This is a genomic window from Leptolyngbya sp. DQ-M1 (assembly GCF_039962505.1).
In the GTDB taxonomy this organism is placed as follows: domain Bacteria; phylum Cyanobacteriota; class Cyanobacteriia; order Leptolyngbyales; family Leptolyngbyaceae; genus Leptolyngbya.
Window position 1 is genome coordinate 433613 of the sequence record NZ_JAMPLJ010000003.1, and the last position, 24287, is coordinate 457899.

General features: G+C 49.1%; 22 protein-coding genes and 2 tRNA genes. 14 read left to right on the forward strand and 10 right to left on the reverse strand.

What is annotated here, in order from left to right; all coding sequences use genetic code 11:
• Positions 1-383: 383 nt before the first annotated feature.
• On the reverse strand, positions 384-785 hold the full coding sequence (locus tag NC981_RS11805; protein ID WP_348242988.1) for a DUF2141 domain-containing protein: 402 nt from the start codon (positions 783-785) through the stop codon (positions 384-386).
• A gap of 199 nt (positions 786-984) precedes the next feature.
• On the opposite strand from NC981_RS11805, the gene NC981_RS11810 reads away from it, so the two are divergent.
• Positions 985-1371 carry a hypothetical protein gene (locus NC981_RS11810; protein WP_348242989.1) on the forward strand — a complete coding sequence of 129 codons (387 nt, stop codon included), beginning with the start codon at positions 985-987 and terminating at the stop codon, positions 1369-1371.
• A gap of 85 nt (positions 1372-1456) precedes the next feature.
• Here NC981_RS11810 and gshA read toward each other — a convergent pair whose 3' ends face one another.
• Positions 1457-2596, reverse strand: a complete 1140-nt coding sequence (gene gshA, locus NC981_RS11815) for a glutamate--cysteine ligase (RefSeq protein ID WP_348242990.1) — start codon at positions 2594-2596, stop codon at positions 1457-1459.
• Between the two features lie 247 nt (positions 2597-2843).
• Between gshA and NC981_RS11820 the strand changes: the two genes are divergently transcribed.
• Positions 2844-4487: a DUF1565 domain-containing protein gene (locus tag NC981_RS11820; protein WP_348242991.1), complete on the forward strand. Its 1644-nt coding sequence runs from the start codon at positions 2844-2846 to the stop codon at positions 4485-4487.
• A gap of 22 nt (positions 4488-4509) precedes the next feature.
• On the opposite strand, the gene NC981_RS11825 is transcribed toward NC981_RS11820, so the two are convergent.
• Entirely contained in the window at positions 4510-4776 is a 267-nt protein-coding gene (locus tag NC981_RS11825; protein WP_190376547.1) for a DUF3493 domain-containing protein, read from the reverse strand.
• A 100-nt stretch (positions 4777-4876) separates the two neighbouring features.
• On the opposite strand from NC981_RS11825, the gene NC981_RS11830 reads away from it, so the two are divergent.
• Positions 4877-4948: transfer RNA gene (locus NC981_RS11830), tRNA-Thr, on the forward strand.
• Between the two features lie 340 nt (positions 4949-5288).
• On the opposite strand, the gene NC981_RS11835 is transcribed toward NC981_RS11830, so the two are convergent.
• Entirely contained in the window at positions 5289-6260 is a 972-nt protein-coding gene (locus tag NC981_RS11835) for a heme o synthase (RefSeq protein ID WP_190379125.1), read from the reverse strand.
• Between the two features lie 49 nt (positions 6261-6309).
• Entirely contained in the window at positions 6310-7236 is a 927-nt protein-coding gene (locus NC981_RS11840; protein ID WP_348242992.1) for a heme A synthase, read from the reverse strand.
• A gap of 408 nt (positions 7237-7644) precedes the next feature.
• Here NC981_RS11840 and NC981_RS11845 point away from each other — a divergent pair, with 408 nt between their 5' ends.
• The 4 genes from NC981_RS11845 (at position 7645) to NC981_RS11860 (ending at position 12158) form a co-directional block, all read left to right on the forward strand.
• The gene (locus NC981_RS11845; protein WP_348242993.1) at positions 7645-8709 is read left to right on the forward strand and encodes a cytochrome c oxidase subunit II; all 1065 of its coding nucleotides are present in this window, start codon (positions 7645-7647) and stop codon (positions 8707-8709) included.
• Between the two features lie 19 nt (positions 8710-8728).
• Complete coding sequence (gene ctaD / locus NC981_RS11850; RefSeq protein ID WP_348242994.1) at positions 8729-10489, forward strand: cytochrome c oxidase subunit I; 1761 nt, start codon at positions 8729-8731, stop codon at positions 10487-10489.
• Between the two features lie 55 nt (positions 10490-10544).
• Positions 10545-11165 carry a heme-copper oxidase subunit III gene (locus NC981_RS11855; RefSeq protein ID WP_190379121.1) on the forward strand — a complete coding sequence of 207 codons (621 nt, stop codon included), beginning with the start codon at positions 10545-10547 and terminating at the stop codon, positions 11163-11165.
• An 84-nt stretch (positions 11166-11249) separates the two neighbouring features.
• On the forward strand, positions 11250-12158 hold the full coding sequence (locus NC981_RS11860; RefSeq protein ID WP_348242995.1) for an FTR1 family protein: 909 nt from the start codon (positions 11250-11252) through the stop codon (positions 12156-12158).
• Here the strand turns inward: NC981_RS11860 and NC981_RS11865 are convergent.
• Positions 12118-12987 (reverse strand): lipid kinase, encoded by an 870-nt coding sequence (locus NC981_RS11865; RefSeq protein ID WP_348242996.1) that lies wholly within the window; start codon positions 12985-12987, stop codon positions 12118-12120. The genes NC981_RS11860 and NC981_RS11865 overlap by 41 nt on opposite strands.
• Before the next feature lie 216 nt (positions 12988-13203).
• Here NC981_RS11865 and NC981_RS11870 point away from each other — a divergent pair, with 216 nt between their 5' ends.
• Positions 13204-13932, forward strand: coding sequence for an ABC transporter ATP-binding protein (locus NC981_RS11870; protein ID WP_190379118.1), 729 nt, complete (start codon positions 13204-13206; stop codon positions 13930-13932).
• 147 nt (positions 13933-14079) lie between these two features.
• A complete protein-coding gene (locus tag NC981_RS11875) occupies positions 14080-14973 on the forward strand; it encodes a hypothetical protein (protein WP_348242997.1) in 894 nt (297 codons plus the stop codon).
• On the opposite strand, the gene NC981_RS11880 is transcribed toward NC981_RS11875, so the two are convergent.
• The 3 genes from NC981_RS11880 to NC981_RS11890 form a co-directional block, all read right to left on the reverse strand.
• Positions 14970-15995: an ABC transporter permease gene (locus tag NC981_RS11880; protein WP_348242998.1), complete on the reverse strand. Its 1026-nt coding sequence runs from the start codon at positions 15993-15995 to the stop codon at positions 14970-14972. The genes NC981_RS11875 and NC981_RS11880 overlap by 4 nt on opposite strands.
• A 77-nt stretch (positions 15996-16072) precedes the next feature.
• Positions 16073-17578 carry a UDP-N-acetylmuramoyl-L-alanyl-D-glutamate--2,6-diaminopimelate ligase gene (locus NC981_RS11885; RefSeq protein WP_348242999.1) on the reverse strand — a complete coding sequence of 502 codons (1506 nt, stop codon included), beginning with the start codon at positions 17576-17578 and terminating at the stop codon, positions 16073-16075.
• Between the two features lie 36 nt (positions 17579-17614).
• Positions 17615-17869, reverse strand: a complete 255-nt coding sequence (locus NC981_RS11890) for a glutaredoxin family protein (RefSeq protein ID WP_190379114.1) — start codon at positions 17867-17869, stop codon at positions 17615-17617.
• Between the two features lie 29 nt (positions 17870-17898).
• Here NC981_RS11890 and NC981_RS11895 point away from each other — a divergent pair, with 29 nt between their 5' ends.
• The 5 genes from NC981_RS11895 (at position 17899) to NC981_RS11915 (ending at position 22393) form a co-directional block, all read left to right on the forward strand.
• Positions 17899-18705: an SDR family oxidoreductase gene (locus NC981_RS11895; RefSeq protein WP_348243000.1), complete on the forward strand. Its 807-nt coding sequence runs from the start codon at positions 17899-17901 to the stop codon at positions 18703-18705.
• A 4-nt stretch (positions 18706-18709) separates the two neighbouring features.
• The gene (gene sbcD / locus NC981_RS11900; RefSeq protein ID WP_348243001.1) at positions 18710-20008 is read left to right on the forward strand and encodes an exonuclease subunit SbcD; all 1299 of its coding nucleotides are present in this window, start codon (positions 18710-18712) and stop codon (positions 20006-20008) included.
• Between the two features lie 260 nt (positions 20009-20268).
• Entirely contained in the window at positions 20269-20445 is a 177-nt protein-coding gene (locus NC981_RS11905; protein ID WP_190379111.1) for a hypothetical protein, read from the forward strand.
• A 48-nt stretch (positions 20446-20493) separates the two neighbouring features.
• The gene (locus NC981_RS11910) at positions 20494-22161 is read left to right on the forward strand and encodes a PRC-barrel domain-containing protein (RefSeq protein WP_348243002.1); all 1668 of its coding nucleotides are present in this window, start codon (positions 20494-20496) and stop codon (positions 22159-22161) included.
• Between the two features lie 160 nt (positions 22162-22321).
• Positions 22322-22393, forward strand: a tRNA-Lys gene (locus NC981_RS11915).
• 228 nt (positions 22394-22621) lie between these two features.
• Here NC981_RS11915 and ahcY read toward each other — a convergent pair.
• The gene (gene ahcY / locus NC981_RS11920; RefSeq protein ID WP_190379109.1) at positions 22622-23899 is read right to left on the reverse strand and encodes an adenosylhomocysteinase; all 1278 of its coding nucleotides are present in this window, start codon (positions 23897-23899) and stop codon (positions 22622-22624) included.
• Positions 23900-24287: the final 388 nt, after the last annotated feature.

Sequence of the window (24287 nt, forward strand, 5' to 3'; positions counted from 1 at the left end):
TCATCTCTAAAGTCTAATTTTAGAATTTCCTTAGCTTTTATATTTTAGACTTTATAAAATGTAGAACAATAGGCAAAATAAAACGAAGTAGCTGTATAGGATTTTATACCTGGCTTTCGTGAAGGTTTTAGCGCTTCAATACGGTTATTCGCTTCGTTATGAAGTGCTTCTTGCCCCCTAAATCCCCCATGAATGGGGAACTTTGAAGTTGGGGGAATCTTGGGGATTCGAGAACCCCCTTTTTTCAAAGTTCCATCCTGGCATTTAGGGACATCGAGCCTGCTCTACCGAAGCCAATTCTATTAAGAATCATCAAACTTTCAGACAAAAAATCGTGCCTCCTGGGAAAAGCACGATCGCGACATCACCGAATTGTGCAAACCCTACATCAGATAGTTCATATCAATCTGAATTTTCATACCGTCGCCGGAGACCTGAACCGCCGTTTCCTCGAATTTCGGGGCACTCATGCCGATCTTAGGATTGCGTGAAAAACCGAATCCTTCTTTGGGAATGCCGAATATGCCTGTATTCAGCTTCCCATCCCCGTTATCGTCATGAATCACAGCAACAGCATACTTACCGGGAGACAGTTGATCAAATATGACTGAAACCGAAGCTTCCTTTGCCTCAACAGAGCGAGACGCAATGGCACGATCGCTCTCGTTCGGAAAGCCTTGCTCACCTGAAAACAAGCTGAAACACACAATCCCTTTCTGGTTTCTCAAGCCATTGATCTCAACCGTCAAGCATCCATTAGCGATCGTATTCGTAGAAGGCGACATTCTTGATTGTTCCAACATTGTTATCAGCCGTATTTAAATTTAATCTTTTTTATATTCATATCGCTTCTATAAACAGGTCTCAACTCACACTAGGGTATATTTCAGTTAATTCTTCAATCGAATCAAGTGTCATGTCCCAACTTACGACAGAATCGCGGAGTGATACGATCGGTGCAGAACGCCGTTGTAGGACTGTTGTATGTCGATTATCGTTTCACTAGAAGATCTTGAACTGTTCCGCGAACAACTTTCAGATCATCCAAATGCACTTGCAGCTTTAGACGTGATCGAAGATTGTGACGGAGATCTTGAAGATGCCGCAATCTCTCTTGCGATCAAATCAGGACAGCTACCAGAAGCAAATGAGCGCTGGATCGATGGACTTGCTAAGCGATGGCGACATATTCTGTGTGAAGCGCAGATTAAAGAAGGACTCGAAGACGGGTTATCCGGGGTGTTGATTGATGCGATCGTTGCACAAACAGAATTGCCGATGCGATTAGCTGTTCCCGTTGCAATTTATGTGGTTAAAACGGGAGTTCAGCCCTTTTGCCAGCCCATGCAAGAAAAGATTTTTGATGCTTAAAAGGACGCGACGACTCACGGCGTAAAGACGCGATTAGGAGCTTCGCTGCATCTACGGTATTCGCGTCTTTACGAGGAGATCGTGCCTAAGCAACCAGGGATTGACAAATTTGTCCTTGAAGCTCTCCTTCTCGAACCTGCATTGCTTCAATCGATCGCATCAGAATCTCGCGATTGTCGAATCCTTGTTCGCTCAGTTTAATCCAGCGTTGGGCTTCATTGCCTTCGCGCAGAATCTTCTTCACCGGCAGCAAGAAACAGCTAAAGCCCTGTGCTTTTGCAATCCCGAACATTTCCCCGTAAAGTTGCTCAACCCAATCCCGCGCCCGGATCGGCTGTCCATCTTTCCAATGTCTTAATTCTGCATCTAAGCTCGATCGCGCTGCCGCCGCCTCATTTGCATCGGTAATCTCAATTAAATCCTCTGCGCTCAATTGGCTGAGTTGCAGCGGATCTAAGCTCGGATCTGACATCACTTGATGCAATCGCGCCTCTAATAACGCAGTAATCGCCAGCAGCGCGATCGGATCAGACACCAAATCACAAATTCGCAATTCCAGCCGATTCAAATTGTAAGGACGACGATCGCCATTCGGACGCACCGAAGACCAAAGATGCCGCACATTCTGCATTGTCCCTATGGCGATCTGTTCTTCTGTCCAGCGAATATAGTGAGCATGACTTTCAAACAGCGGCACATGGGCAGGCGTTTTTGGAAACAAACCCCAGCGCGTGGAATGATACCCAGTGATCTCACCGTTAAAGATTGGAGATGCCGCGCTCAATGCTAAATATAAAGGTGCTTCAACGCGCACTAATCGACAAGCCCGCATCAATACATCGGGATCACTCATGCCAATATTAATATGAACGCTAGCCGTGACAACTTTTGTACCGTAGGTGTTTTCGATGTAATCGTGATAAGGATTCGTGGGATCAGAGCGCCAGAATCGATCGCCCTGTCCTTTAAGCGGCAAAGTGCTGCCCGGAATCAGCGTGTAATCGCCCTTTGACTTGAGAAATTGACGCAGCCGCAACCGAGGTGTGACTAAATCACACAGCGATCGCTCATACCGAAAGCCGGGCGGTGTCGTGTACTCGACATTGCGGCTATCTGGCTCACGCACGAATCCATCCAATGCCGCCACAATCTGATCCGATAGTCCTACCACATCCCCTTGCGGAGTCCCAGTGTAGACTTCAATTTCAAATCCTTTCGATAACATCGCTGACCCCTTTCTGACTGTCGCCTCTTCTAGTATCTGAGAAAACCGAACGCCTGCCACGCTCTAAAGGAGTGCGCTCATATTTTCCTTACACAACGCTGAACTCTGCTTTGCATTTCGGATCGCCACTTCTTGAGAAGTTGTGTATAGTGCAGTAGCTCACAATTCGGGGAACTTGCATCTACTCTGGCTTGTCATCCCCCATAAGAGACACGCATGCACTTATGACTCTGAGATGAGAGAACTTATGGTACGTCTAGGCATTGGTAAATTTCCCTTTTCCCGCGCGATCGTTCCCACCCAACTGAGCTTACTCGCTTTACTGTGCTTGGGTACTCCCTTAATGGCTCAAGCACCCAGCGATAGCCAGCTCCCAACCACTTCAACCCCATCGGTGACTAGCCCCACGATTACAACAGTTTTATATGTCAATCCCACAACCGGCAGTGATCAGCCCACGGCTGGAAAAACCGATGCTGCACCCTATCGCACCATTACGTTTGCACTCCAGCAAGCAACCGCAGGAACGCTAATTCAACTCGCTTCCGGTAACTACACCGAACAAACCGGCGAACAATTTCCGATCGTGCTTAAACCCGGTGTTGTCCTACGCGGTGACGAGAACAGTAAAGGCGCGAATTTCCTAATTCAAGGCAGTGGACTAACGCCGAGTAAAGCCTTTGGCAACCAAAACGCCGCGATTCGAGCCGCCAATAGTAGTGAAATTCGCGGTGTAACCGTGACGAATATTGTCACACGCGGCACTGGAATTTGGGTCGAAGATGCAGACTGCATGATTGCCAACAGCACGTTTACCAATAGCAATCGGGAAGGCGTTTTCATCGTAGGTAACTCTAGTCCTGTTGTCACCGACAATGTGTTTACCAAAAACTCCGGCAATGGTATCTCGATCACTGGCGGAGCGCGGGGTGTGATTAGAAACAATGTCTTTAATGCAACCGGATTCGGGCTGGCGATCGGCGGTAACTCAATCCCTCGACTCGAAGGCAACCAGATTACGCAGAACACAGCAGGCATTTATATGGATGGATCGAGTAGAGCCATCCTCCGCAACAATGTAATCACCGATAGCCAAGGCGATGGTATTGTTGCCAGAGATAACGCATTCCCTGATTTGGGAACTGCGGACAGCCTAGGAAACAATACGATTCGCAATAATGGTCGAGATGCCAGCCGCAAAGGTGTTGACCTGAACAACACGACAAACAATACGTTTCAAGCGATCGGCAACAACATCGATCCGAAGCGCATCTCAGGTCCAGTAGCGTTTGTGGCTGGCGGAACAAACACAGCGTTTTCTGACGTTCAAGGGCATTGGGCACAACAGTACATCCAAGCGTTAGCATCACAAGCAATCATCACAGGCTTCCCAGATGGCACATTCAAGCCGAACGAGCCAGTGACTCGCGCTCAGTTTGCGACGATCGTTTCCAAAGCCTTTAATCCGGCTCCTAGAAATCCGGCAGTCAACTTCTCTGATGTTCGCAGTAACTTCTGGGGCTTTGCGGCGATTCAATCGGCTTCACGGGGTGGCTTTATGGCAGGTTTTCCAGGCGGCACGTTCCGACCGGATCAGCGAATTCCGAAAGTTCAGGCATTAGTCGCGCTGTCGAATGGCTTACAGTTCGGGGCTGGAGATCCGAGCGCGCTTTCTCGCTTCCAGGATGCGAATTCGATTCCCGGCTGGGCAGCAAGCCCGATCGCGGCTGCTACCCAACGTCAGATTGTGGTGAACTATCCAACAGTCGGACAACTCACGCCTAATCGAGAAGCCACTCGCGCAGAAGTAGCCGCCTTTATTTACCAAGCGCTGGTGAATCAGGGTAAAGCTCAGGCGATTCCGTCTCCATACGTTGTTGGAGCGCGTTAAGTTAGACCGAGACTCGCGTTCTCTAAGGGGTTTTGCGGCTCTCAAAGCGAAATAGCCAGACCATGAGCGCGACCAACCCAATTTGCAGGGCAAGATTTGGCACAGCCGTTTCTAAATCTCGCCCTGCAAGGGTTCGCGCGAGAAACACGACTGCGCCGATCGCGCCTGATCCCCCAAAGGCAACATAGATAAATTTCCGCAGTCCGCGATAGGGTGCAGCGGCTTCAGCTTTAAGACGCGCATATTTTTTGGGGTCGGATCGCTTGAGTTGCTCAGATTGCTGATTCATTAAAAGAGTCAAAGTTTTCTCGATCGTGGCATGAGATGGAATTTTGTGCAATTTGTGTGAAAGTGCGATCGAAAACCTGTTACACTTACTAAGGTCTTATGCCGATGTGGCTCAGGGGTAGAGCACTCGATTCGTAATCGAGCGGTCGCGGGTTCAAATCCCGCCATCGGCTTTTTAAGCGATTTTCAATTAAATCGCTGATCTCGGAGTTTGATGAGGCCTTCAAGCTTCGCTTCTGTCATTTGATACCTCATCTCATATAAATAAAAAACACCCCGACCACATCTTCGGAGTGCCTTTTATGTTAGACGCGTATTTGCGGCTATCTAAGTTCCCATATCAATAGAATAATTTTGCTCTGTTTCCCGTAAATCAGTCTTAAGGAATGGATGCTCTCGTCCGATCGGAATAGTTCATCACGCAATGCTGCAACTCTTGAGACTGATGAAATCAGACTTCCTACAGGAAGTTCAGTCGTTAACCTGCCTGAGCAACAGCAGCTTACTCAAGAACTAGAAAACCACTCCCACAATGGTTTGAGCTTGTTGAACGATCGCACTGATAAGCTGATGAGTTGCAGGGAGTGAATCAATTCCCATTCCTGCACAAAGCAGCATCATGTACAGAATTGAATACTTAAAGGTCGATCGAGCTACCATCAAATCTGACGGAGCCTGCATTAAATTCCAAGCTTTTTGCACAAAGATGCCGCCTAATAGAAGCGCGATCGCGGCATACACTGCACCCATCACATGTAACGGATAAACCAACAGCAGCGACACCGGAATCAAAGATAGCGTGTAGTAGAAGATCTGTTTGCTCGTTGGTTCATTCCCATTCACCACAGGCAACATCGGAACACCAACTTTGGCGTAATCTTCGCGAATCAGAATCGCTAGCGCCCAGAAATGCGGCGGAGTCCAAAGAAAGACGATCGCAAACAACACCCAAGCCGCCCAACTGAGATCACCTGTCACCGCAGCCCAACCGACTAGCGGCGGAATTGCACCCGCAGCCCCACCAATCACAATATTCTGGGTGCTATGGCGCTTTAGCCAGTGCGTATAGACGACCACGTAAAAGAAGATTCCCGACATTGCCAGACAAGCACTCAGCAAGTTCGCGAAATACGCTAACAATCCAAACGAAGTTAACGCCAATGTGACGGCAAAGATGAGCGCATCTCGAACACTGACTCGACCGGATGGAAGCGGACGGCTGCGAGTCCGTTCCATGATGTAGTCGATATCGCGATCGTACAAACAGTTAATTGTGTTCGCTGATCCTGCTGCAAATGCGCCACTGATCAACGTCACGATTAGCAGTACCGGATCAACCTGTCCCTGAGCTGCAATCCACATTCCACCTGCTGTTGTAATCAAGAGCAAGAGAATAATGCGCGGCTTGGTGAGTTGCCAATAGCTTTTAATAACTTGAAGAAAATCTTGGTTGTGGCGGATTACGCCCGTTGCTGAATCTTGCATTTTTTATCTCGGTCAAACGTAGAGAGAGTAAGCATAAATTATTCAGATCTTAAGCTTCAACTTTGACGACCTGCCCTTCAGCCGAATCGCGCAAAGCCAGCACCGTAAAGACCAGTAATGTTCCGAGTAAAGCGGCTCCGGTTACTTGGTGAGCAACGGTGAGCGGTTCAACTTGCAGCCGCAAGCGGAAAGTTGCTACTCCTAACGTAATTTGCAGTACCAGAAGCAATCCGGCAACATTGATTAAACGACGCAGAAGGGGGTGCAATGCGGGAGTGCGCCAAGCCAAAATCACCAAAGTGAGTACAGATAGAATCGGCGGCACAATTCCTGCAATGTGACTATTCATGATCGTACACAGTTGCGACTGTCCAAAGCATTGATGCAATGCCCACTGCGACGACACTAATCCGCCTAGAATGCTCTGAAAGTAAACAAAACCCGTCGCAGCAATTCCGACTAACCGAAGCTTTCCAACCGTTCCGGTGCCTTGATAAGGAATCAGTAAGGTTCCGATCGTCAATAACGTGCTGAAGAATAACAATCCGGTTCCCAAGTGCGCCGTCACAATATCAAAGCGCAGTAGCTCTGTGACCGTCAAACCGCCTAAAACGCCTTGAAACACAACTAAGAACAAGGCCAACAAAGTTGCCCAAGGTGTCCACTTCGGTAAGTCGCGGCGGAACCACCAGGAAACGGCGACCAATGCGATCGTACCAAATCCGATCATGGTAGCAATCAAGCGATGGAACCATTCCAGAAACACTTCAAGATTCATCTGACTGCGAGGCACAAATTCACCATAACACAAGGGCCAATCTGGACAGGACAGTCCCGCATTCATGACTCGTGTGGCACTGCCCAGCGCCATCAGAAATAAAGTGGCGACTGCCAAACCAAAAACGAGGCGAGTAATCCAACTGCGAGCCTGAGCCGGATGAGAAATCTTGGAGGGATCAAACAGTGAATCAGACATAATTAATTCCGAAAGGCGGATAGTCGTTCTCTAGAAATAAAAGTTCATGAAGCGTGAAGCATCTGCTCTAGGTTCTACTTTAGTGACGTAATCTTAAAATTAGGGTCGAGTTTTGGAAATTCTTTGGATTTCGCCTAAATTGAGTCCACACTGTCCCTTTACTCTGAGGTGATCCCAAAGAAAACCTTAAAGTTCAGGAATTTTGTCCCCCAGATTCGATTCCCCTGCCCTACCGTGGAAGAAGACTAGACTGGATTGAGCAAGCATTCTCAATAGAAACTGTTCTCTCTACTCGTTGGAAAATTGTTAAGACGGCAACATAGACAGTCGAATCTCTACCTAAAAGCTGTTTACCCAATATCCAGAATCTAGAACCCTTGAAGTAGTTATAGGCAAGATTGGTGAGCCGTGAACATTCCTAGTCAAATTTCAACTCTCCTCGCGGGTATCATTCTGACGCTCGTAAGCCTTTGGTATGGTCAGAACCATAATCTGCTCCCGATCGCTGCTTCCGAAGCAGCTCCACTGATTGATCAGTTGTTTGGTGCAATGTTGACGATCGGCACGGGCATTTTTCTTCTTGTGATCTTTGTGCTGGTTTATTCGTACTTCCGCTTTCGCCGTGATCCCGATGACCTCAGCGACGGGCCACCCGTCCACGGCAATATTCCGCTTGAAATTCTTTGGACGGCGATCCCGGCGGTGATCGTGCTGGGAATTTCGGTGTATAGCTTTGAGATCTATAACACTGAAAGCGGCATGAATCCGATGGATCACTCGATGGCAGCGCACTCGAAACACTCGCATCAAGTCGCACAGATGAAAGGATCAGCGATCGCAGCCCCGTTAATCGCGCAAGTTGATCCCGTCGCCAAAGATGCGGAAGTGCGCCAGAATGCGGCAACCGATGCGATAGAGGAAAAAATTCCTCTGCGTCAAGATGCGCCTGCGGCTGGGAACGTTGCTCCTAGAGCGGGTTCGATTCCCGCAACCGGACAAGAACCGTTAGTCATCAATGCCGCAGGAATGCAATACGCTTGGCTGTTTACTTATCCCGAAGAAATTATTGCGGGTGAACTGCACTTGCCTGTCGGTCGGCCAGTCGTGATGAATATCACGGCGAACGATGTGCTTCATGCGTTTTGGGTGCCTGAATTTCGCTTGAAACAGGATGCCGTGCCAGGAAGACAATCTGAAATTCGCTTTGTTCCGACCAAAGAAGGAGACTATCCGATTATTTGCGCGGAACTATGTGGAGCCTACCACGGCGCAATGAAATCTCATGTGGTGGTGGAATCGCCCGAAGCTTATGAAACTTGGCTACAGAGCATGAAGGTCGCGCAGACCAATGCAAGCGATCGCGCGATCGCGCTGAATCCTGCTGAGATGACAGATAGCGAGTATCTCGCGCCCTACGCCCAAGAAGCGGGTGTCACTCCTGATCTGCTGCATCAACTTCATCCGATGAGCTAACCTCTTAAACACCTTTGCTATGACACAAGCAGCCCAAATTCAAGAACAAGCGAATCGCCCCGCTCATCCAGAGAAAAAGGGCGATTGGAAACAATACTTCACTTTTAGCACTGATCACAAAGTCATTGGGATTCAGTACCTTGTGACAACCTTCGTCTTTTATCTGATTGGCGGTGTGTTGGCAACCATGGTGCGGACAGAGTTAGCGACTCCAGAATCTGATTTTGTCAGCCGCGAAGTGTATAACAGTCTGTTCACCGTTCATGCAACGGTGATGATCTTTTTGTGGATTGTCCCGGCAGGAACGGGTGGCTTTGGTAACTATCTCGTGCCTCTGATGATCGGGGCGCGAGATATGGCGTTTCCGAAGCTCAACGCACTGGCATTCTGGATGATCCCGCCGGCTGGAATTCTGCTTATGAGCAGCTTTCTGGTGGGTGCGCCTGGTGCGGGATGGACGAACTATCCACCGCTGAGTCTGATCAGTGGAAAAGCCGGAGAAATGATCTGGATTCTCAGCGTGTTGACTCTGGGAACCTCTTCGATTTTGGCGGCAATTAACTTCCTGGTGACGATCGCCAAAATGCGGACTCCCGGCATGGGCTGGAACCAGATGCCTCTATTTTGCTGGGCGATGTTCGCTACCTCCATTCTGGCGGTGATTGCTACTCCGGTATTGGCGGGTGCATTGATTCTGCTGTCGTTTGATGTGTTGATTGGAACGGCATTCTTTAATCCCACCGGCGGCGGCGACCCGATCGTTTATCAGCATTTATTCTGGTTCTACTCGCACCCTGCGGTTTACATCATGATCTTGCCTGTGTTCGGCATGATCTCGGAACTGATTTCCGTTCACGCTCGTAAGCCGATTTTTGGATACAAAGCGATCGCTTACTCCAGTCTTGCCATCTGTGGCTTGGGCTTAATCGTCTGGGTTCACCATATGTTTACCAGTGGCACACCGCCTTGGATGCGAATGTTCTTTATGATCACGACGATGATCATTGCTGTTCCGACTGGGATTAAGGTGTTTAGCTGGTTGGCAACGCTTTGGGGTGGAAAATTAGACGACAGTTCCGCATTGCTGTTTGCGATGGGATTTATTGCGCTCTTCGTGATTGGTGGAATTAGCGGTGTAATGACGGCTTCTGTTCCGTTTGATATTCACGTTCACGATACTTACTTTGTCGTCGCTCACCTGCACTATGTTCTGTTTGGCGGTAGCGTATTCGGATTGTATGGAGCGTTCTATCATTGGTTCCCGAAAATCACCGGGCGCATGATGAATGAGGCTTGGGGCAAGGCTCACTTCTGGTTAAGCTTTGTCGGATTTAACTTGGCGTTTATGCCGATGCACAAGTTGGGCTTAGAAGGCATGAACCGCCGGATTGCGGAGTACGATCCCAAGTTTGCAACGCTGAATTTGATTTGTACGATCGGGGCCTTTCTGCTGGCGATGTCAACGATCCCGTTTATTGTGAATGTCACTTGGAGTTGGCTACGCGGTGAGCCTGCGGGAGATAATCCTTGGCGGGCGTTGACGCTGGAATGGATGACCACTTCTCCGCCTCCGCCAGAGAACTTTATCGCTGATCCAGTGCTGGCAACAGGCCCTTATGATTACGGTTTAGCGCCACGATCGACTGAGGTAGACGTGCCATTCTCGGATGCCAGTAATCCAGCACTGTCGGCTGGCCCTAGCTCGACGCTAAGAGCAAAGCCCGATCCCGTAGTTGCTGCCAATCCGAGCGATCGGGGAACCGAAAGCAACAATCGATAAAGCCTTGTAAGGATGAAGCCACTTCATCCTTTTGTCCTTTATTCTTGCAATACCCATGACGACTATCGATCCTGCAAAAACTTCTCGCGACTACCAACAAGAAGCGATCGCAGAACCCGCCCATCATCAGGAGCATCCCGATCTCCGCATTCCTGGACTGATTGTGTTTCTTGCGGCTGAAGGAATGATCTTTCTAGGGTTATTCATGGCATATATTGCCTTTCGTGCCGTGACTCCGGACTGGCCTCCGGAAGGAACGCCAAAACTAGAACTCTTACTGCCTGGAATTAACACGGCAGTTCTGATTGGCAGTAGCTTTGTGATTCACAATGCGGATCAAGCAATTCAGAAAAATGATGTGAAAGGCTTGCGGTTGTGGTTTGGAATCACGGCGCTAATGGGTGCTGTGTTCTTAGCGGGTCAGCTTTATGAGTATTTCCATTTAGAATTCGGACTGAGAACAAACATTTTTGCTAGCACGTTTTATGTTCTAACCGGCTTTCACGGGCTGCACGTTTGTTTTGGGTTGATTCTGATGTTGGCGGTACTGTGGCGATCGCGCGTTCCGAATCACTACAACAGCGAAAAACACTTCGGAGTCCAAGCCGCAGAAATCTATTGGCACTTTGTTGATGTCATCTGGATTATCCTGTTTATCCTGCTGTATCTCTTGTAAGTTTGATAAATTTAGAGGACGGATGGAGTAGTTTTGCTCCATCCGTTTTTAATTAGACTTAAAGATCTTGCGTTTTACCTATTTATGCTATCAACGTTTGTGATTACCCTGCGCGAAGGCGTAGAAGCAGCACTCGTCGTAGGAATTGTGCTGGCTTATTTGAGTAAAGCGGGCCGATCGAATCTCAATTCTTGGGTTTACAGTGGCATTGGTGCGGGTATTGCTGCCAGCGTTGTCGTTGGGGTTGTATTTCTTTGGACGTTGGGAAGTTTAGAGGCTTCCAATCATTTGTATGCGCCCGTGTTCAAACCACTGCTCGAAGCAATATTTGGGTTGATTGCGATCGTGCTTCTGAGCTGGATGCTGATTTGGATGACGAAGCAGGCAAAATCACTCAAAGGAGAAGTCGAACGTGAAATCGATCAAGCGATTCAAACTAATGCCGCTTGGGGTGTGTTTGGATTGATTTTCTTTGCGGTGCTGCGGGAAGGATTTGAAACCGTTGTGTTCATCGCGGCACAGTTTCAGCAAGGGTGGTCGCCTGTGATTGGTGCAGCGGGGGGATTAACAGGCGCTATCGTCGTTGGCATTCTCTTGTTCAAGCTGGGTGTGAAAATCAATCTGAAACAGTTCTTTCAGGGGATGGGAATTTTCTTGCTGCTGATTGTTTCTGGATTGGTGATCGGAGTATTGGCGCACTTGGATAAGAGCTTTGCAATTCTGTCTCAGTTGAATCCGCGCTATGCCAGCTTATGTCTCTCTGAGCCAAGTTCTTGCTTTCTGGGTGGATTGATTTGGGACGCTTCAACGGTGCTATCGCAGAAACAATTTCCAGGAGTCATTCTGCATACATTGTTTGGATATGTCGATCGACTCTATGGGATTGAAGCGATCGCTTATCTCAGCTTCCTTACGATCGTGGGTCGTTTGTATTTACAAAGCCTCAATCCTGTTAAGGAACCAAAACCGTCAGCGCTTTCGGAACAACCTTAAAATGTGCGGGCGTTGTCGTCGTGATTTCACCATCCGTATTGATTGATTTCGCCTTTGGCACATACACAAAAATCTCTTTTCCTTGCCAAGACTGCACCCAGCGAGATTGGGTATGAGTTCCACGGCGCAGAGCAGGCAGCGCCAGCGCCATTTGCCACCAGTGATCAATCTCTAGACTGTAGAGATCCAAGCGTTCATCGTCGATCGCGGCATCTTCCGCAACTGCCATTCCGCCACCGTAATAGCGACCATTGCCGACAGCGATTTGAACGGTTTTCACTTTCTGCGAGCGACCATCGCACACAATTTCCGCTTTAAACCGCCGCGACTTCCACAACACCTGAAACGCAGTTGCAGCATAGGCAAATACACCCCAGCGGCGTTTAGCGGTCTTAGTTAAGCCGCGTGTAATCTGAACACTCAACCCCAAACTTGCAACATTAAAGAAATACTTGCCATTTACCCAACCGAGATCAATTTGTTGCTTCTTACCGTTCGCGATCACCTGACACGCTTCGGGCAAAGTTGAAGGAATGCCGAGCGTTCTCGCTAAATCGTTTGCCGTTCCGAGCGGCAGAATTCCAAGCGGCAACTTTGTTTCGATCAACCCTTCAACGGCAGCGTTCAGTGTGCCATCTCCGCCGCCGACAATGACTAGATCCACGCGATCGCGATACTCCCGAATCGTTTCCGCTAAGCGAGACGAACGATCGATCGGTGCTTCGAGCAGTTCAAAGCCCAATACGTTTAACTGGCTAATCGCAGCTTCAAGCTGAGCCTGTCCCTTACGGGCATTGCGATTGACGAGGAGGAGCGCACGACGAACCATGATAACCATCACAAGAATACAGCCGATGCCGCGATTTTAGCGAATGTTCAACGTTCTCGCACGGATATACAACAATCGCTAAGATTGCGATCGAGCAAAAGTCGCCCAAAACGAAGCGAAAACCTCGATCGAACTCAGCACCTCGACCCTAAGCCGTTAAGAAAACCACACCAGAATGATACAGTTTGATTCTAAGTATCCTCCTCCATCCGTCCTATGACTGCTCCGATCCTTGAAGTTGAAAACGTTCATGCAGGCTATGTCAAAGACCTGGACATTTTGCAAGGTGCGAATATGCGCGTCTATCCAGGTGAACTGGTGGCGATTATCGGACCCAACGGAGCCGGAAAATCAACGCTTGCCAAAACGGTGTTCGGATTGCTGAAGCCGCATACCGGAAATATTCGCTTCAACGGCAACGAAATCGCAGGACTCCGATCGGATCAAATCGTGCAGCGGGGCATGTCCTATGTGCCACAGCTTGCGAATGTGTTTCCGTCTTTGACGATAGAAGAAAATCTCGAAATGGGCGCATTTGTCCGAGATGTGCCGCTCCAACCGCTCAAGGACGAAATCTATCAGCGGTTCCCCCGTTTAGCAGAACGACGTAAGCAAAGAGCTGGAACCCTCTCCGGTGGCGAACGGCAGATGTTAGCGATGGGAAAAGCTTTGATGCTCAAACCGAATTTGCTGTTACTCGATGAACCTTCTGCGGCACTGTCTCCCATCTTGGTGAATAGCGTCTTTGATCAAATTAGACAGATTAATCGGGATGGGACCGCGATCGTGCTGGTCGAACAAAACGCTCGCAAGGCCTTGGAAATGGCGGATCGAGGCTATGTATTAGAAGCGGGGCGCGATCGATTTGAAGGAGTTGGATCAGAATTGTTGAACAATCCGAAAGTCGCAGAACTTTATTTAGGCGGGGGTAGGGCACGCGGTTAAAGAGGGATTAATCTTTCCTACTGTTGAGAGAGAGTGAGTAACCCCGAAAGACAGAGAACGACTGTAGTTTTTCTTTTTACAGTTAAGGAGTATAGGAAAGCACAGATTTTCTAACGTCATTTACTACTTTGTCTTTTGAGGAAACCTATGAAATCTCACATGAACCTTGCTCAACGTACACTCGCTATTCTGAGCGCAACTGGAACCGCTGCCGTGATGGCATTGCCCGCATTTGCTCAAGCAGTGCCCACACAAGGCGTTGTTAACAATGGCGATGTCAACCGCCTGGAAAACCAAAATCAGTTCAATACTCAAACCCCCGGTAGCACTTCTGATAACTGTGTACCTGTAGCCGGTGGTGTGGGTGGCCCGGTCGACTCCGAAACTTCGAGCAGCACTGGAATTGCACCGTCGAGCTATGACACTGCCAGAACTGGAGTTGACAATGGTAGCCTGACTCTGAATTCAGACCTCAGTGTCCGTAACAGCAGTGTTCGTAACAGCGCAAGCAGCTCGATCGGCGGCACCAATAATACTCAGAACTTAGACTCGAGTACCGCGGCTGCGAGAATTGGCGTTCCCAACACGGCTGGCGCGACTACTAACCAGAGCGCTAACGCTAATATGAACGGCGACATGAGTATGAACCGCAGCATGAGCAGTTCGGTCAATTCGACCTCAGCGAACAACACTCAGAATTTAGATTCAAGCACCGCGGCTGCAAGAATTGGCGTTCCCAACACGGCTGGCGCAACGACAAACCAGAACATGATGGGTTCAACTGCGAACCAGAACACGATGGGTTCAACGACAACCTACAATTCCAATTCGGGTGTGCGTCCTGTTGCAGTCAATCGTCAGTTTGACGCAAACAACCCCAATCCGGCAGTAGCATACCGCTACAACGGTCCGGCAGGAACGGCTGGTCATGAAGTGATATCGAATTTGAATGCGCTCCAATACGGTCAACGATCGTTCAGTGCTAACGCTGGATCAAATCAAGTCGCTTCGTCGGTGTCTGTTGCTTGTGCGCCTCGTTAATAGCGAATTCGAGGATCGATGTAAGCGTTAATGATGTCGATCGCAATACTAGCGATCGCGACAATAGCCGCAAAGAAAACAACGATTCCTTGCACGGTTGGATAATCTCGTTGAGAAATGGCTCGGTATAAGCGATTTGCAAGTCCGGGCCATGAGAACGTCACCTCTGTAAGAATTGCTCCCCCTAACAACGCAGCGAATGTCAGCCCCAGAATTGTAATCACTGGAATCATTGCATTTTTCAACGCATGATTGATCAGGATCTTCAATTCTGGGATTCCTCGTGCGCGGGCAGCTTCAACATATTCCGCTTGCAGGGTTTGCCTCAGGTTAACGCGGACAATTCGCTCAAAAATGCCGCTGATTAACACCCCAAGCGTAATCGCAGGCAGCGCAAGATAATAGAGCGCAACTAGAAATTGATCCAAATGACCACTGAGCAGACTATCGATCGTATACAGTCCCGTGACCGCTTGGGGAGGTGCGATCGTGAGCGGAAATCTCGTTCCCAGCGGAAACCATTTCAATCCAACAGCAAATACAAGCTGCAACACCATGCCGAACCAAAACATTGGAATGGAATAGGTGATGATGCCAAACAGCCGTCCACCTGCATCTAAGGCAGTGTTCGGACGCGAGGCGGAAATTGCACCCACAGTAATCCCAACCGCGAGCGCGATCACCAACGACACGATCGCCAGTTCCACAGTTGCCGGAAAGAACTTACCAATAATTTCCCAAACGGCTTGTCCTTGAGTGGTTAAGGATTTACCTAAATCGAGTCGCAGCAACGACCCCATGTAGTCTAGGTATTGAAAAAATAAAGGCTTACCGAGTCCTAACTGATTGCGGAGTTCATCTTTTGCGGCTTGGGGTGCTCTTGGCCCTAAAAGTGCATCGACTGGATCGCCGGGAGTTGCTCTGAGTAGAAGAAACACGATCGTGGTGATCAACCAAATCATCAGTGGAGCCATCAACAATCGGGATAAAACGTAGTAGCGTAACGCGCTCGATCGAGACATGAGTTGTTGCCTAGGTGAAAATTGGTGCGTGTATCCGACACGGTAGAGGCGCTTCGGCGAAACGTCCCTACCCGGATTTATTGGAACCGATCGACCAGCGCCGCTCGCGCCTGTTCTCGATCGTCAAAATGAATCTTCTCCGTACCCAGAATCTGATAATCTTCGTGCCCTTTACCCGCGATCAACACGCCATCGCCAGGTTTTGCCTGCAAGATTGCGGTTCTAATCGCAGTCGCACGATCGCTAATCACAGTCGGGTTGACTGATTTTGGAATTCCAGCCACCACATCTTCTAGAATCTGCTCTGGATTTTCGGTTCTGGGATTATCCGAAGTGACAATCACCTGATCCGCTAACGCTGCGGCAATGCTCCCCATTTTCGGGCGCTTGGTACGATCGCGGTCTCCCCCACAGCCGAACACACAAATCATCTGTCCCCCAATAAACGGACGAGATGCTTTCAGCATATTTTCCAAACTATCCGGCGTGTGAGCATAGTCTACAATCACGCTGATATCTTGATCGGGTTTAATTTGAACTTGTTCCATCCGACCCGGAACTCCCGTAAAGCCCGGTAGCGCTTCCACGATCGCGCTCAATTCCAACCCTAACTGTAATCCTGCTCCTACCGCTGCCAGCAAATTCGCTAGGTTGAACTGTCCGACTAACGGCGACTTAAACGCAGCTTCGCCCTTTGGAGTATGCAGTGTACCACTCACACCGTCTGATTCATAATTCAGATTGCTTGTCCACAGATCCGCTTGTTGCTGAGTGCTGTATGTCCAAACAGAGTCGCGATGCAACTGATTGACCAACTTCTGCCCATATGGATCGTCGAGATTGACGACCGCTTTCCCTTTCAAATAATCCCCGCCGAACAGGAGCGCTTTGGCGGAGAAGTAATCATCCATATCCTGATGGAAGTCGAGGTGATCTTGGGTCAAATTGGTAAACACTGCTACTTCAAATTCGCAGCCCAATACCCGACCTTGAGCGAGAGCATGAGAACTTACCTCCATCACGCCATATTCACAACCAGCATCGATCGCTGAAGCTAACTGATGCTGCAATTCCACCGGAAACGGAGTCGTATGCAGTGCCGTTTGCTGAAAGCCTTTCCAGCGCGTGTAGAGCGTTCCCAGTAGGGCGGTGGATTTTTGCGATCGCGTCAGCAAATATTCAATCAAATGCGTGGTCGTGGTTTTGCCATTCGTGCCCGTGACCCCAACCAACTTCAGCTTTTGAGCCGGAAAATCATAAAACGCAGTCGCTAAATCGGCGCAAGCTTGAGCCATGTCGATCGCCGGAATCACGAGCGGTGGCGGCTCGGACTGAAACGCCGGATCGCCCATCGCCCGACTCGCAGCTTGCGGAGACACGATCGCCGCGATCGCACCTGCCGCGATCGCGCTTTGCCAAAAATCTCCTCCGTCCACACGAGTCCCCGGCATTCCGATAAACAAATCGCCCATCTGACAGGAAAGCGAATTCGTGGTTAACCGTTTGACTTCAGCATTGAGCGCGGGATGATTCGGAATCTCGCCCATGTTCGGAAGCTTGGCTAATAATTCTTTAAGCTGCATCGATAACTCCTTGCCCAATCGAGCTTCGCCTACGTTTTAAGCGTTTGATGACATATATTTCTGTAACATAGATTCCACTTGTTGAACGGTCGATCGTGGAGAAAGACGTGGCAGCATTTTATCCTCAAAATACAAAACCGGGATTTCGTATTGATACGCCTGAAACCAATCGTCGCGGGTCGTGATATCCCGAATTTCGAGTTCAAACGAGAAGCTGTGGATTTGCTCTAATTTCTCCTGCAACCCTTCACACAGATGGCATCCGGGCTTACTGTACAGAATAAGTTTCATGACTGCGTGCCAAATCATCCCCCGATATTATGACGAAAACAGTTCTAATTACAGGCGCATCAACGGGAATTGGTCGATCGACCGCTTTACTGTTCGCACAAAAAGGCTGGACAGTGATTGCAACGATGCGAACTCCCGCAAAAGCCGATTGGATTACCGAGAACATTTATCCACTCCGGCTTGATGTCACCGATCGAGATTCAATTCAAAGCGCGATCGCTCAATCCTTGTCCCAATTTGGCGCGATCGATGTCCTAGTCAACAATGCAGGCTATGGATTGATCGGAGCATTCGAGAATTGTTCACCGGAGCAGATCCGTAAGCAGTTCGATACGAATGTGTTTGGACTGATGGAAGTTACCAGAGCCGTACTACCGCATTTTCGAGAACGGCGATCGGGAGTGATTGTAAGCATTTCATCGATTGCGGGTCGAATATCGTTTCCGACCTACACAATGTACAACTCCAGCAAATGGGCGGTTGAGGGCTTTTCTGAAGGGCTGCAATACGAATTAGAGCCGTTTAACATCCGCGTCAAGTTAGTTGAACCCGGTCCGATCAAAACCGATTTTTTCGATCGCTCTCCCGACATTGCCCGATCTGAAATTACTGCCTATGACGAGTTTGTCGATCGAGTTTTGGCAAACCTGAAACAGGCAGAGAATCAAGGCGAACCCGCAGAAGTTGTGGCAGAAACGATCTACCGAGCCGCAACCGATACTTCGCGGCGATTGCGGTATGGGAGCGATCGTGTCGGTCGCCTTTTCCTCACATTGAGAAAGGTGCTGCCTGACCGCGTGTTTAGTACAATTATTCGCAGTGGTATGACTCGCTAAATTTATGATCAAGATTCTTCATTTGTCGGATATTCATCTCGGTAGCGGGTTTGCTCACGGCAAGATTAATCCCGAAACTGGATTGAATACGCGACTGGAAGATTTTGTCGCCACTTTAGGAAAATGTATCGATCGCGCCATTTCTGAACCCGTGGATTTAGTGCTATTTGGCGGCGATGCGTTTCCGGATGCAACTCCGCCTCCCTACATTCAGCAAGCCTTTGCAGGACAGTTTCGCCGCCTTGCCGATTTAGGAATTCCTGTTGTTCTCTTAGTTGGAAATCACGATCAGCATTCTCAAGGGGCGGGCGGTGCAAGTTTGTGCATCTATCGAACGCTGGGTGTGCCTCATGTGGTTGTGGGCGATCGATTAGAAACGCATCGCATCCAAACCCGAAACGGTGATATTCAAGTGATTACCTTACCTTGGTTGACGCGATCGACGTTGTTAACTCGCCCTGAAACCGAAGGGTTATCAATGTCGGAAGTGGGACATTTACTGCTCGATCGATTACGAGCGGCAATGGAAGGTGAAATCCGTCGGCTCGATCCCACAATTCCAACCGTATTGCTGGCGCATTTGATGGTGGATGCCGCAAGCTATGGCGCAGAGCGATTTCTAGCCGTTGGTAAAGGTTTCACAATTCCATTAGAATTTTTAACTCGCGATGCGTTCGATTATGTGGCGTTAGGTCATGTGCATCGACATCAAATTTTGTCAGAAGATCCGCTTGTGGTTTATCCCGGCAGTATCGAGCGCGTTGATTTTAGCGAGGAACATGAGGAGAAAGGCTATGTTCTGGTGAAAATCGGTGCTTCGCTCACCGAAGGTGTTCGCGGTTCGACCACGCTCGAATTCTGCCCGCTGCCTGTGCGCTCATTCTGCACGATCGAACTCGATTTAACCGAGTCGGACGATCCCCATTCAGAGTTACTGGCGGCGATCGAGAATAAGCCGATTGAAGATGCCGTCGTTCGCGTCATTTACCAAGTTCGTCCTGAGCAGATTGATTTGATCGATGATGCAGATTTGCACACTGTTTTATCGATCGCGCACACCTACACGATTCAGGCAGGATTGCTCAGTCAGATGTCACGATCGCGCTTACCGGAATTAGGGGTCGGAAGTGCGATCGAGCCTTTAGATGCCCTCAGAGCCTATTTAGCCAATCGCGAAGACTTGAAACTGTTAGCTGAACCGATTTTAGAAGCGGCAAAAGCGTTACTAGCAGAGGAAGAGTTTTATATTGAATCGGATGCTGGAGAAATGGAAGTCGGGCAGACGCAATTGAAGCTGTTGTAGAAGCCAGTCGTTTTATCTGTAGCGATCCTGAATCAGTTGTGAAGTGGGGAGTGGGGTGTTGTTGCAAGAACGATCGCCAAACAAACCATCTTCAGAAATCAAATAAGGATTAATCCTTCACCTGAATTACATCGGTAGATTGATGGCAATAAATTCACAAAAATCTACAGTTTGATTATTAGCGGAACGATAAGTTCAGGAATCGCTAATCGCCTCAAATCTGCTGTTCTATTTTTGTAATTCATTTACTGGAAATTAATATGCCACGCCTAGTTGGGAAACGCTCAAATCCGACTCCCGCGATCGCGCTGATTATTCTCGCTGCCGCTGCCCTTGGAGTCTCACTTGAATACTACGGATATATGAATGTTGTTCCCGGATTTGGTCGTACTGTGCCTTATCCGATCGATCAAAATAACGACTTTGACGCAAGATAACTTGCTGAATTCTTATCAATTACATCCAAGCTTTAATAAGAGGGCATCATGAGAAAAGGAAGTGACATCATCGGCAGAACAATTCTTGCCTTTGATACTGGCAAGCGCGTGGCACGAGTTCAAGACCTCATCTTTGATCAAGACACTAATCAATTGCTAGGGATTCTAGTTCAAGAATCAGGTTTATTTCATTCAGCAAAGGTCGTTCCGCTTCAAGCAATCTCCGCATTTGGAAGCGACACTCTAATCATTCCAACTAAAGAAGCGATCATTTCTACACACCACGATGAGCGAATTCATCGGGTATTTCGTCGCAATATTATTCTCAAAGGCACCCGCATTGTTACCACCGACGGACGCTATCTCGGCTCTGTCGTCGATCTGTTCTTTGACGAGCAAACAGGCGCAATCGAAGGCTACGAAACGTCGGGCGGTATCTTTGCAGATGCTTATTCGGGTCGATCGTTTATTCCTGCACCTCAGACGATCCGCATCGGTCGCGATGTCACTTTTGTTCCACCCGAAACGGCGGAACTGATGGAAGAACAAGTCGGCGGCATCCGGGGTGCAATGCAAAGCGCATCGGCTCGCATTCAAGAAGGCTCAGAAGCGGCAGGTCAAAGCATTCAAACCGCAGCCCAATCGACACAGGAGCAGCTCCAACGCAGCGCAGAAGCCGCAAATACAAGACTCCAAGCCGCGACCACCACCGTCTCGAATGGATTTGAAAACGGAACGCACAGCGCCACCACAACGATGACAAATCAACTTGTCGATCCCGATGAGCAGTTTGCCTATGTGATTGGAAAGACGGTCGATCGCGATATCTACACCGATGACGGACAACTGCTGATTGGTAAAGATCAAGTCATCACCCTAACCGTTGCCGAAGCGGCTCGCTACGCAGGCGAACTAGAAAGCCTCTACCGCGCCGCAGGGGGAAGCTTGACTGCACCCGCTAACCGCCAGCTTCATGAATTGGGAGAGCGCGTTCAAACCGGATTTCAAGAAGTCAGCGATCGCGCCCGGACTGGATTTCAAACCTTGACTCAAAGAGCAAATGAAACCTTCTCGACGGTGACGGCTCGATTCGGAGTCGAACAAGCTAAAGGACGACGCGCCGATCGCATGATTCGCGCTGACAGTGGTGCGATCATCGCTGCACCCGGTCAGATCGTTACCGATATCGTGATCCAACGTGCCAAAGCCACCAACCGAGAAACTGCGCTCCTAGATGCAGTCGGATTGCATCCAACCGAAGCAGTTCGTGGTACGACAAACGATTCTTTAGCGATCGTCCGTACCCGCTTACAAAATCACTCCTCGATCGCATCGAGCCGACTGCATCAAGAAGCTGCAATCTTCCAGGAGGAAGCTGCGATCGCCCGCGAAAATGCCAAAACGCTGTGGCACGACCTCAAGGAGCGCTTCGCTGAATACCAAGGTCGTAGCGCTAGTGCAATCCACCGCAATCGCGTCGAACACGCTTTGGGTCGTCCGGTGAATCGAGTCATTCTTGATCGTCAAGACAACGTGATCCTGAACGTGGGTGAAATCATTACTCACAAAGCGATCGAGCAAGCGGAAACCAGTGGTGTGATCAACATTCTGCTTAATTCTGTTTACAGCAAAGAACCGACGATTCGCGAAGAAGAGCTACGTGCCCCTGAGTCTGGGATGGCATCGCTAGAGCAAGAACACGCGATTCACAACTAACGGGGTTGAGAATTGGGGAGTAAGCTGTGTTTCGGATCTAAACAGAATCGAACAGCCGTACTCCCCGATGTTCTTTCGCGCTCGTCCTCTAAAAAAAATTCAGTTTTGCTTGGAATTTACCCAGTTTGTGTGTTAGATTAAGCAAGGTTACGAAATCCGCGGGTCGCTAGCTCAGCGGTAGAGCATTCGGCTTTTAACCGACTGGTCTCGGGTTCGAATCCCGGGCGACCCATACTTTTCCGGGGCTGCTATTTCTTAAGCTTCAATTGATTCAATAAGGGCACTCTACTCTTTTAACGGTGACATAACGGTTGAAGAAGTAGAGCGCTCTTTTATTCTGTTAGCGCTTCTAAAGCGATACGTAGCAGTGAAGCTCACACAAAAGCGGTGAAGCTCACACAGAAAAGGTAGGTAGCATGAGGCTACCTACCTGAAATGTAGATCAAATAATCTGGAGCAATTAGGTTCCAGAAGTCCAGGAGTTGATGTACTCGATTTGGTCAGAATTTAGACTGTCGATCGAGAAGCCCATCGCTTGCAGTTTCAACCGTGCGATCTCTTGATCTAATTCAGTCGGAACCGGATAAACACCTGGTTCTAACTGTCCTTTGTTCTTGACCAGATATTCTGCGGCTAAAGCTTGGTTCGCAAAGCTCATGTCCATTACCGCGCTTGGGTGTCCTTCTGCGGCTGCCAAGTTCACCAAGCGACCTTCACCCAGCACAACGACTGATTTACCAGACTTGAGCGTGTACTCCTCGGTGAAGTTGCGAACGGTCTTCACATCAGTTGCCCGTTCTTTCAGCGCTTCGAGATCGATTTCGATGTCAAAGTGACCAGAGTTACAGACGATCGCGCCGTCTTTCATCGCGTCGAAGTGTTCCCCGCGAATCACATGCTTGTTGCCTGTGACAGTGATGAAGATATCACCCTTCGCAGCGGCTTCGGACATCGGCATTAGTTGGAAACCATCCATCACGGCCTCGATCGCAGCAACCGGGCTGATCTCAGTGACGATGACGTTTGCGCCTAAACCACGAGCGCGATTCGCTGTGCCTTTACCGCACCAGCCATATCCAGCCACAACGATCGTCTTACCTGCTAGGAGAATGTTGGTCGCGCGGATAATGCCGTCGAGCGTCGATTGTCCGGTTCCGTAGCGGTTATCGAAGAAGTGCTTCGTTTCTGCGTCGTTGACGTTGATGGCAGGGAACGCCAAAGCACCATCTTTGTTCATGGCTTCCAAGCGAACCACTCCGGTTGTGGTTTCTTCGGTGGTTCCAATCAAGTCTTCAATTTGGTGTTTGCGTTGTTGCACCAGGGTTGCGACCACATCACAGCCATCATCAATGATGATGTTAGGACGGTGATCGAGAGCGATCTGGACGTGCTTATGATAGGTTTCGTTGTCTTCGCCTTTGATTGCGAAAACAGGGATTTCGTAGTCTGCAACTAAGCTGGCAGCTACGTCGTCTTGAGTCGAAAGCGGGTTGCTAGCAATCAGAATCGCATCGGCTCCGCCTGCTTTGAGGGCGATCGCGAGATTTGCAGTCTCGGTCGTAACGTGACAGCACGCAACGAGTCGAATGCCTTCAAACGGTTTTTCTTGAGCGAAACGATCTCGGATTTGCTTTAGCACTGGCATTTCCCGCCCAGCCCATTCGATCCGCTGTTTACCTGCGGGTGCAAGGGCAAGGTCTTTGACTTCGTACTTCAAACGGACGGGTGTTGCGGTCATGAAAATGTTTCCTTAATAAGAGACATCAAGTGCGGGATGTGAAAACCCCTTAATACGTTAACTTGCATTTTCAGGATCAATTCAACGATCGCTAAAGTTTCTAAATCGATTCCATAGCGATCAGTAAGGATTGACAAAGCAAGCTAATCCCTAATCTCAGGTTCGATACTGAGCGAAGTCAAGGTGAGAGGTAAAGCTTCTTACGTGCTTTACACAGCCTTTCTTGACTCTTTTGAAAAGCTTAACGTTTCTTCAAGAAATTTGGGCGATTTCACTGAAATCCGATACCATAGTACAGAAATACCATTCTTTTTCGAGGGAAGAACCGATCCAGTTTGGGGCGGCGATCGCTCTAAAATCTACCCCAAGATGTAGTGAATAGTAACTA

Excerpts from the sequence above, each read along its gene's own strand:
- NC981_RS11890 (WP_190379114.1), bottom strand. The coding sequence starts at position 17,869 with ATGAAACTTATTCTGTACAGTAAGCCCGGATGCCATCTGTGTGAAGGG.
- NC981_RS11885 (WP_348242999.1), bottom strand. The coding sequence starts at position 17,578 with ATGCAGCTTAAAGAATTATTAGCCAAGCTTCCGAACATGGGCGAGATT.
- NC981_RS11880 (WP_348242998.1), bottom strand. The coding sequence starts at position 15,995 with ATGTCTCGATCGAGCGCGTTACGCTACTACGTTTTATCCCGATTGTTG.
- NC981_RS11870 (WP_190379118.1), top strand. The coding sequence starts at position 13,204 with ATGACTGCTCCGATCCTTGAAGTTGAAAACGTTCATGCAGGCTATGTC.
- NC981_RS11820 (WP_348242991.1), top strand. The coding sequence starts at position 2,844 with ATGGTACGTCTAGGCATTGGTAAATTTCCCTTTTCCCGCGCGATCGTT.
- NC981_RS11805 (WP_348242988.1), bottom strand. The coding sequence starts at position 785 with ATGTCGCCTTCTACGAATACGATCGCTAATGGATGCTTGACGGTTGAG.
- NC981_RS11810 (WP_348242989.1), top strand. The coding sequence starts at position 985 with ATGTCGATTATCGTTTCACTAGAAGATCTTGAACTGTTCCGCGAACAA.
- gshA (WP_348242990.1), bottom strand. The coding sequence starts at position 2,596 with ATGTTATCGAAAGGATTTGAAATTGAAGTCTACACTGGGACTCCGCAA.
- ctaD (WP_348242994.1), top strand. The coding sequence starts at position 8,729 with ATGACACAAGCAGCCCAAATTCAAGAACAAGCGAATCGCCCCGCTCAT.
- NC981_RS11860 (WP_348242995.1), top strand. The coding sequence starts at position 11,250 with ATGCTATCAACGTTTGTGATTACCCTGCGCGAAGGCGTAGAAGCAGCA.
- NC981_RS11875 (WP_348242997.1), top strand. The coding sequence starts at position 14,080 with ATGAAATCTCACATGAACCTTGCTCAACGTACACTCGCTATTCTGAGC.
- NC981_RS11825 (WP_190376547.1), bottom strand. The coding sequence starts at position 4,776 with ATGAATCAGCAATCTGAGCAACTCAAGCGATCCGACCCCAAAAAATAT.
- sbcD (WP_348243001.1), top strand. The coding sequence starts at position 18,710 with ATGATCAAGATTCTTCATTTGTCGGATATTCATCTCGGTAGCGGGTTT.
- ahcY (WP_190379109.1), bottom strand. The coding sequence starts at position 23,899 with ATGACCGCAACACCCGTCCGTTTGAAGTACGAAGTCAAAGACCTTGCC.
- NC981_RS11855 (WP_190379121.1), top strand. The coding sequence starts at position 10,545 with ATGACGACTATCGATCCTGCAAAAACTTCTCGCGACTACCAACAAGAA.
- NC981_RS11905 (WP_190379111.1), top strand. The coding sequence starts at position 20,269 with ATGCCACGCCTAGTTGGGAAACGCTCAAATCCGACTCCCGCGATCGCG.
- NC981_RS11835 (WP_190379125.1), bottom strand. The coding sequence starts at position 6,260 with ATGCAAGATTCAGCAACGGGCGTAATCCGCCACAACCAAGATTTTCTT.
- NC981_RS11840 (WP_348242992.1), bottom strand. The coding sequence starts at position 7,236 with ATGTCTGATTCACTGTTTGATCCCTCCAAGATTTCTCATCCGGCTCAG.
- NC981_RS11865 (WP_348242996.1), bottom strand. The coding sequence starts at position 12,987 with ATGGTTCGTCGTGCGCTCCTCCTCGTCAATCGCAATGCCCGTAAGGGA.
- NC981_RS11895 (WP_348243000.1), top strand. The coding sequence starts at position 17,899 with ATGACGAAAACAGTTCTAATTACAGGCGCATCAACGGGAATTGGTCGA.
- NC981_RS11910 (WP_348243002.1), top strand. The coding sequence starts at position 20,494 with ATGAGAAAAGGAAGTGACATCATCGGCAGAACAATTCTTGCCTTTGAT.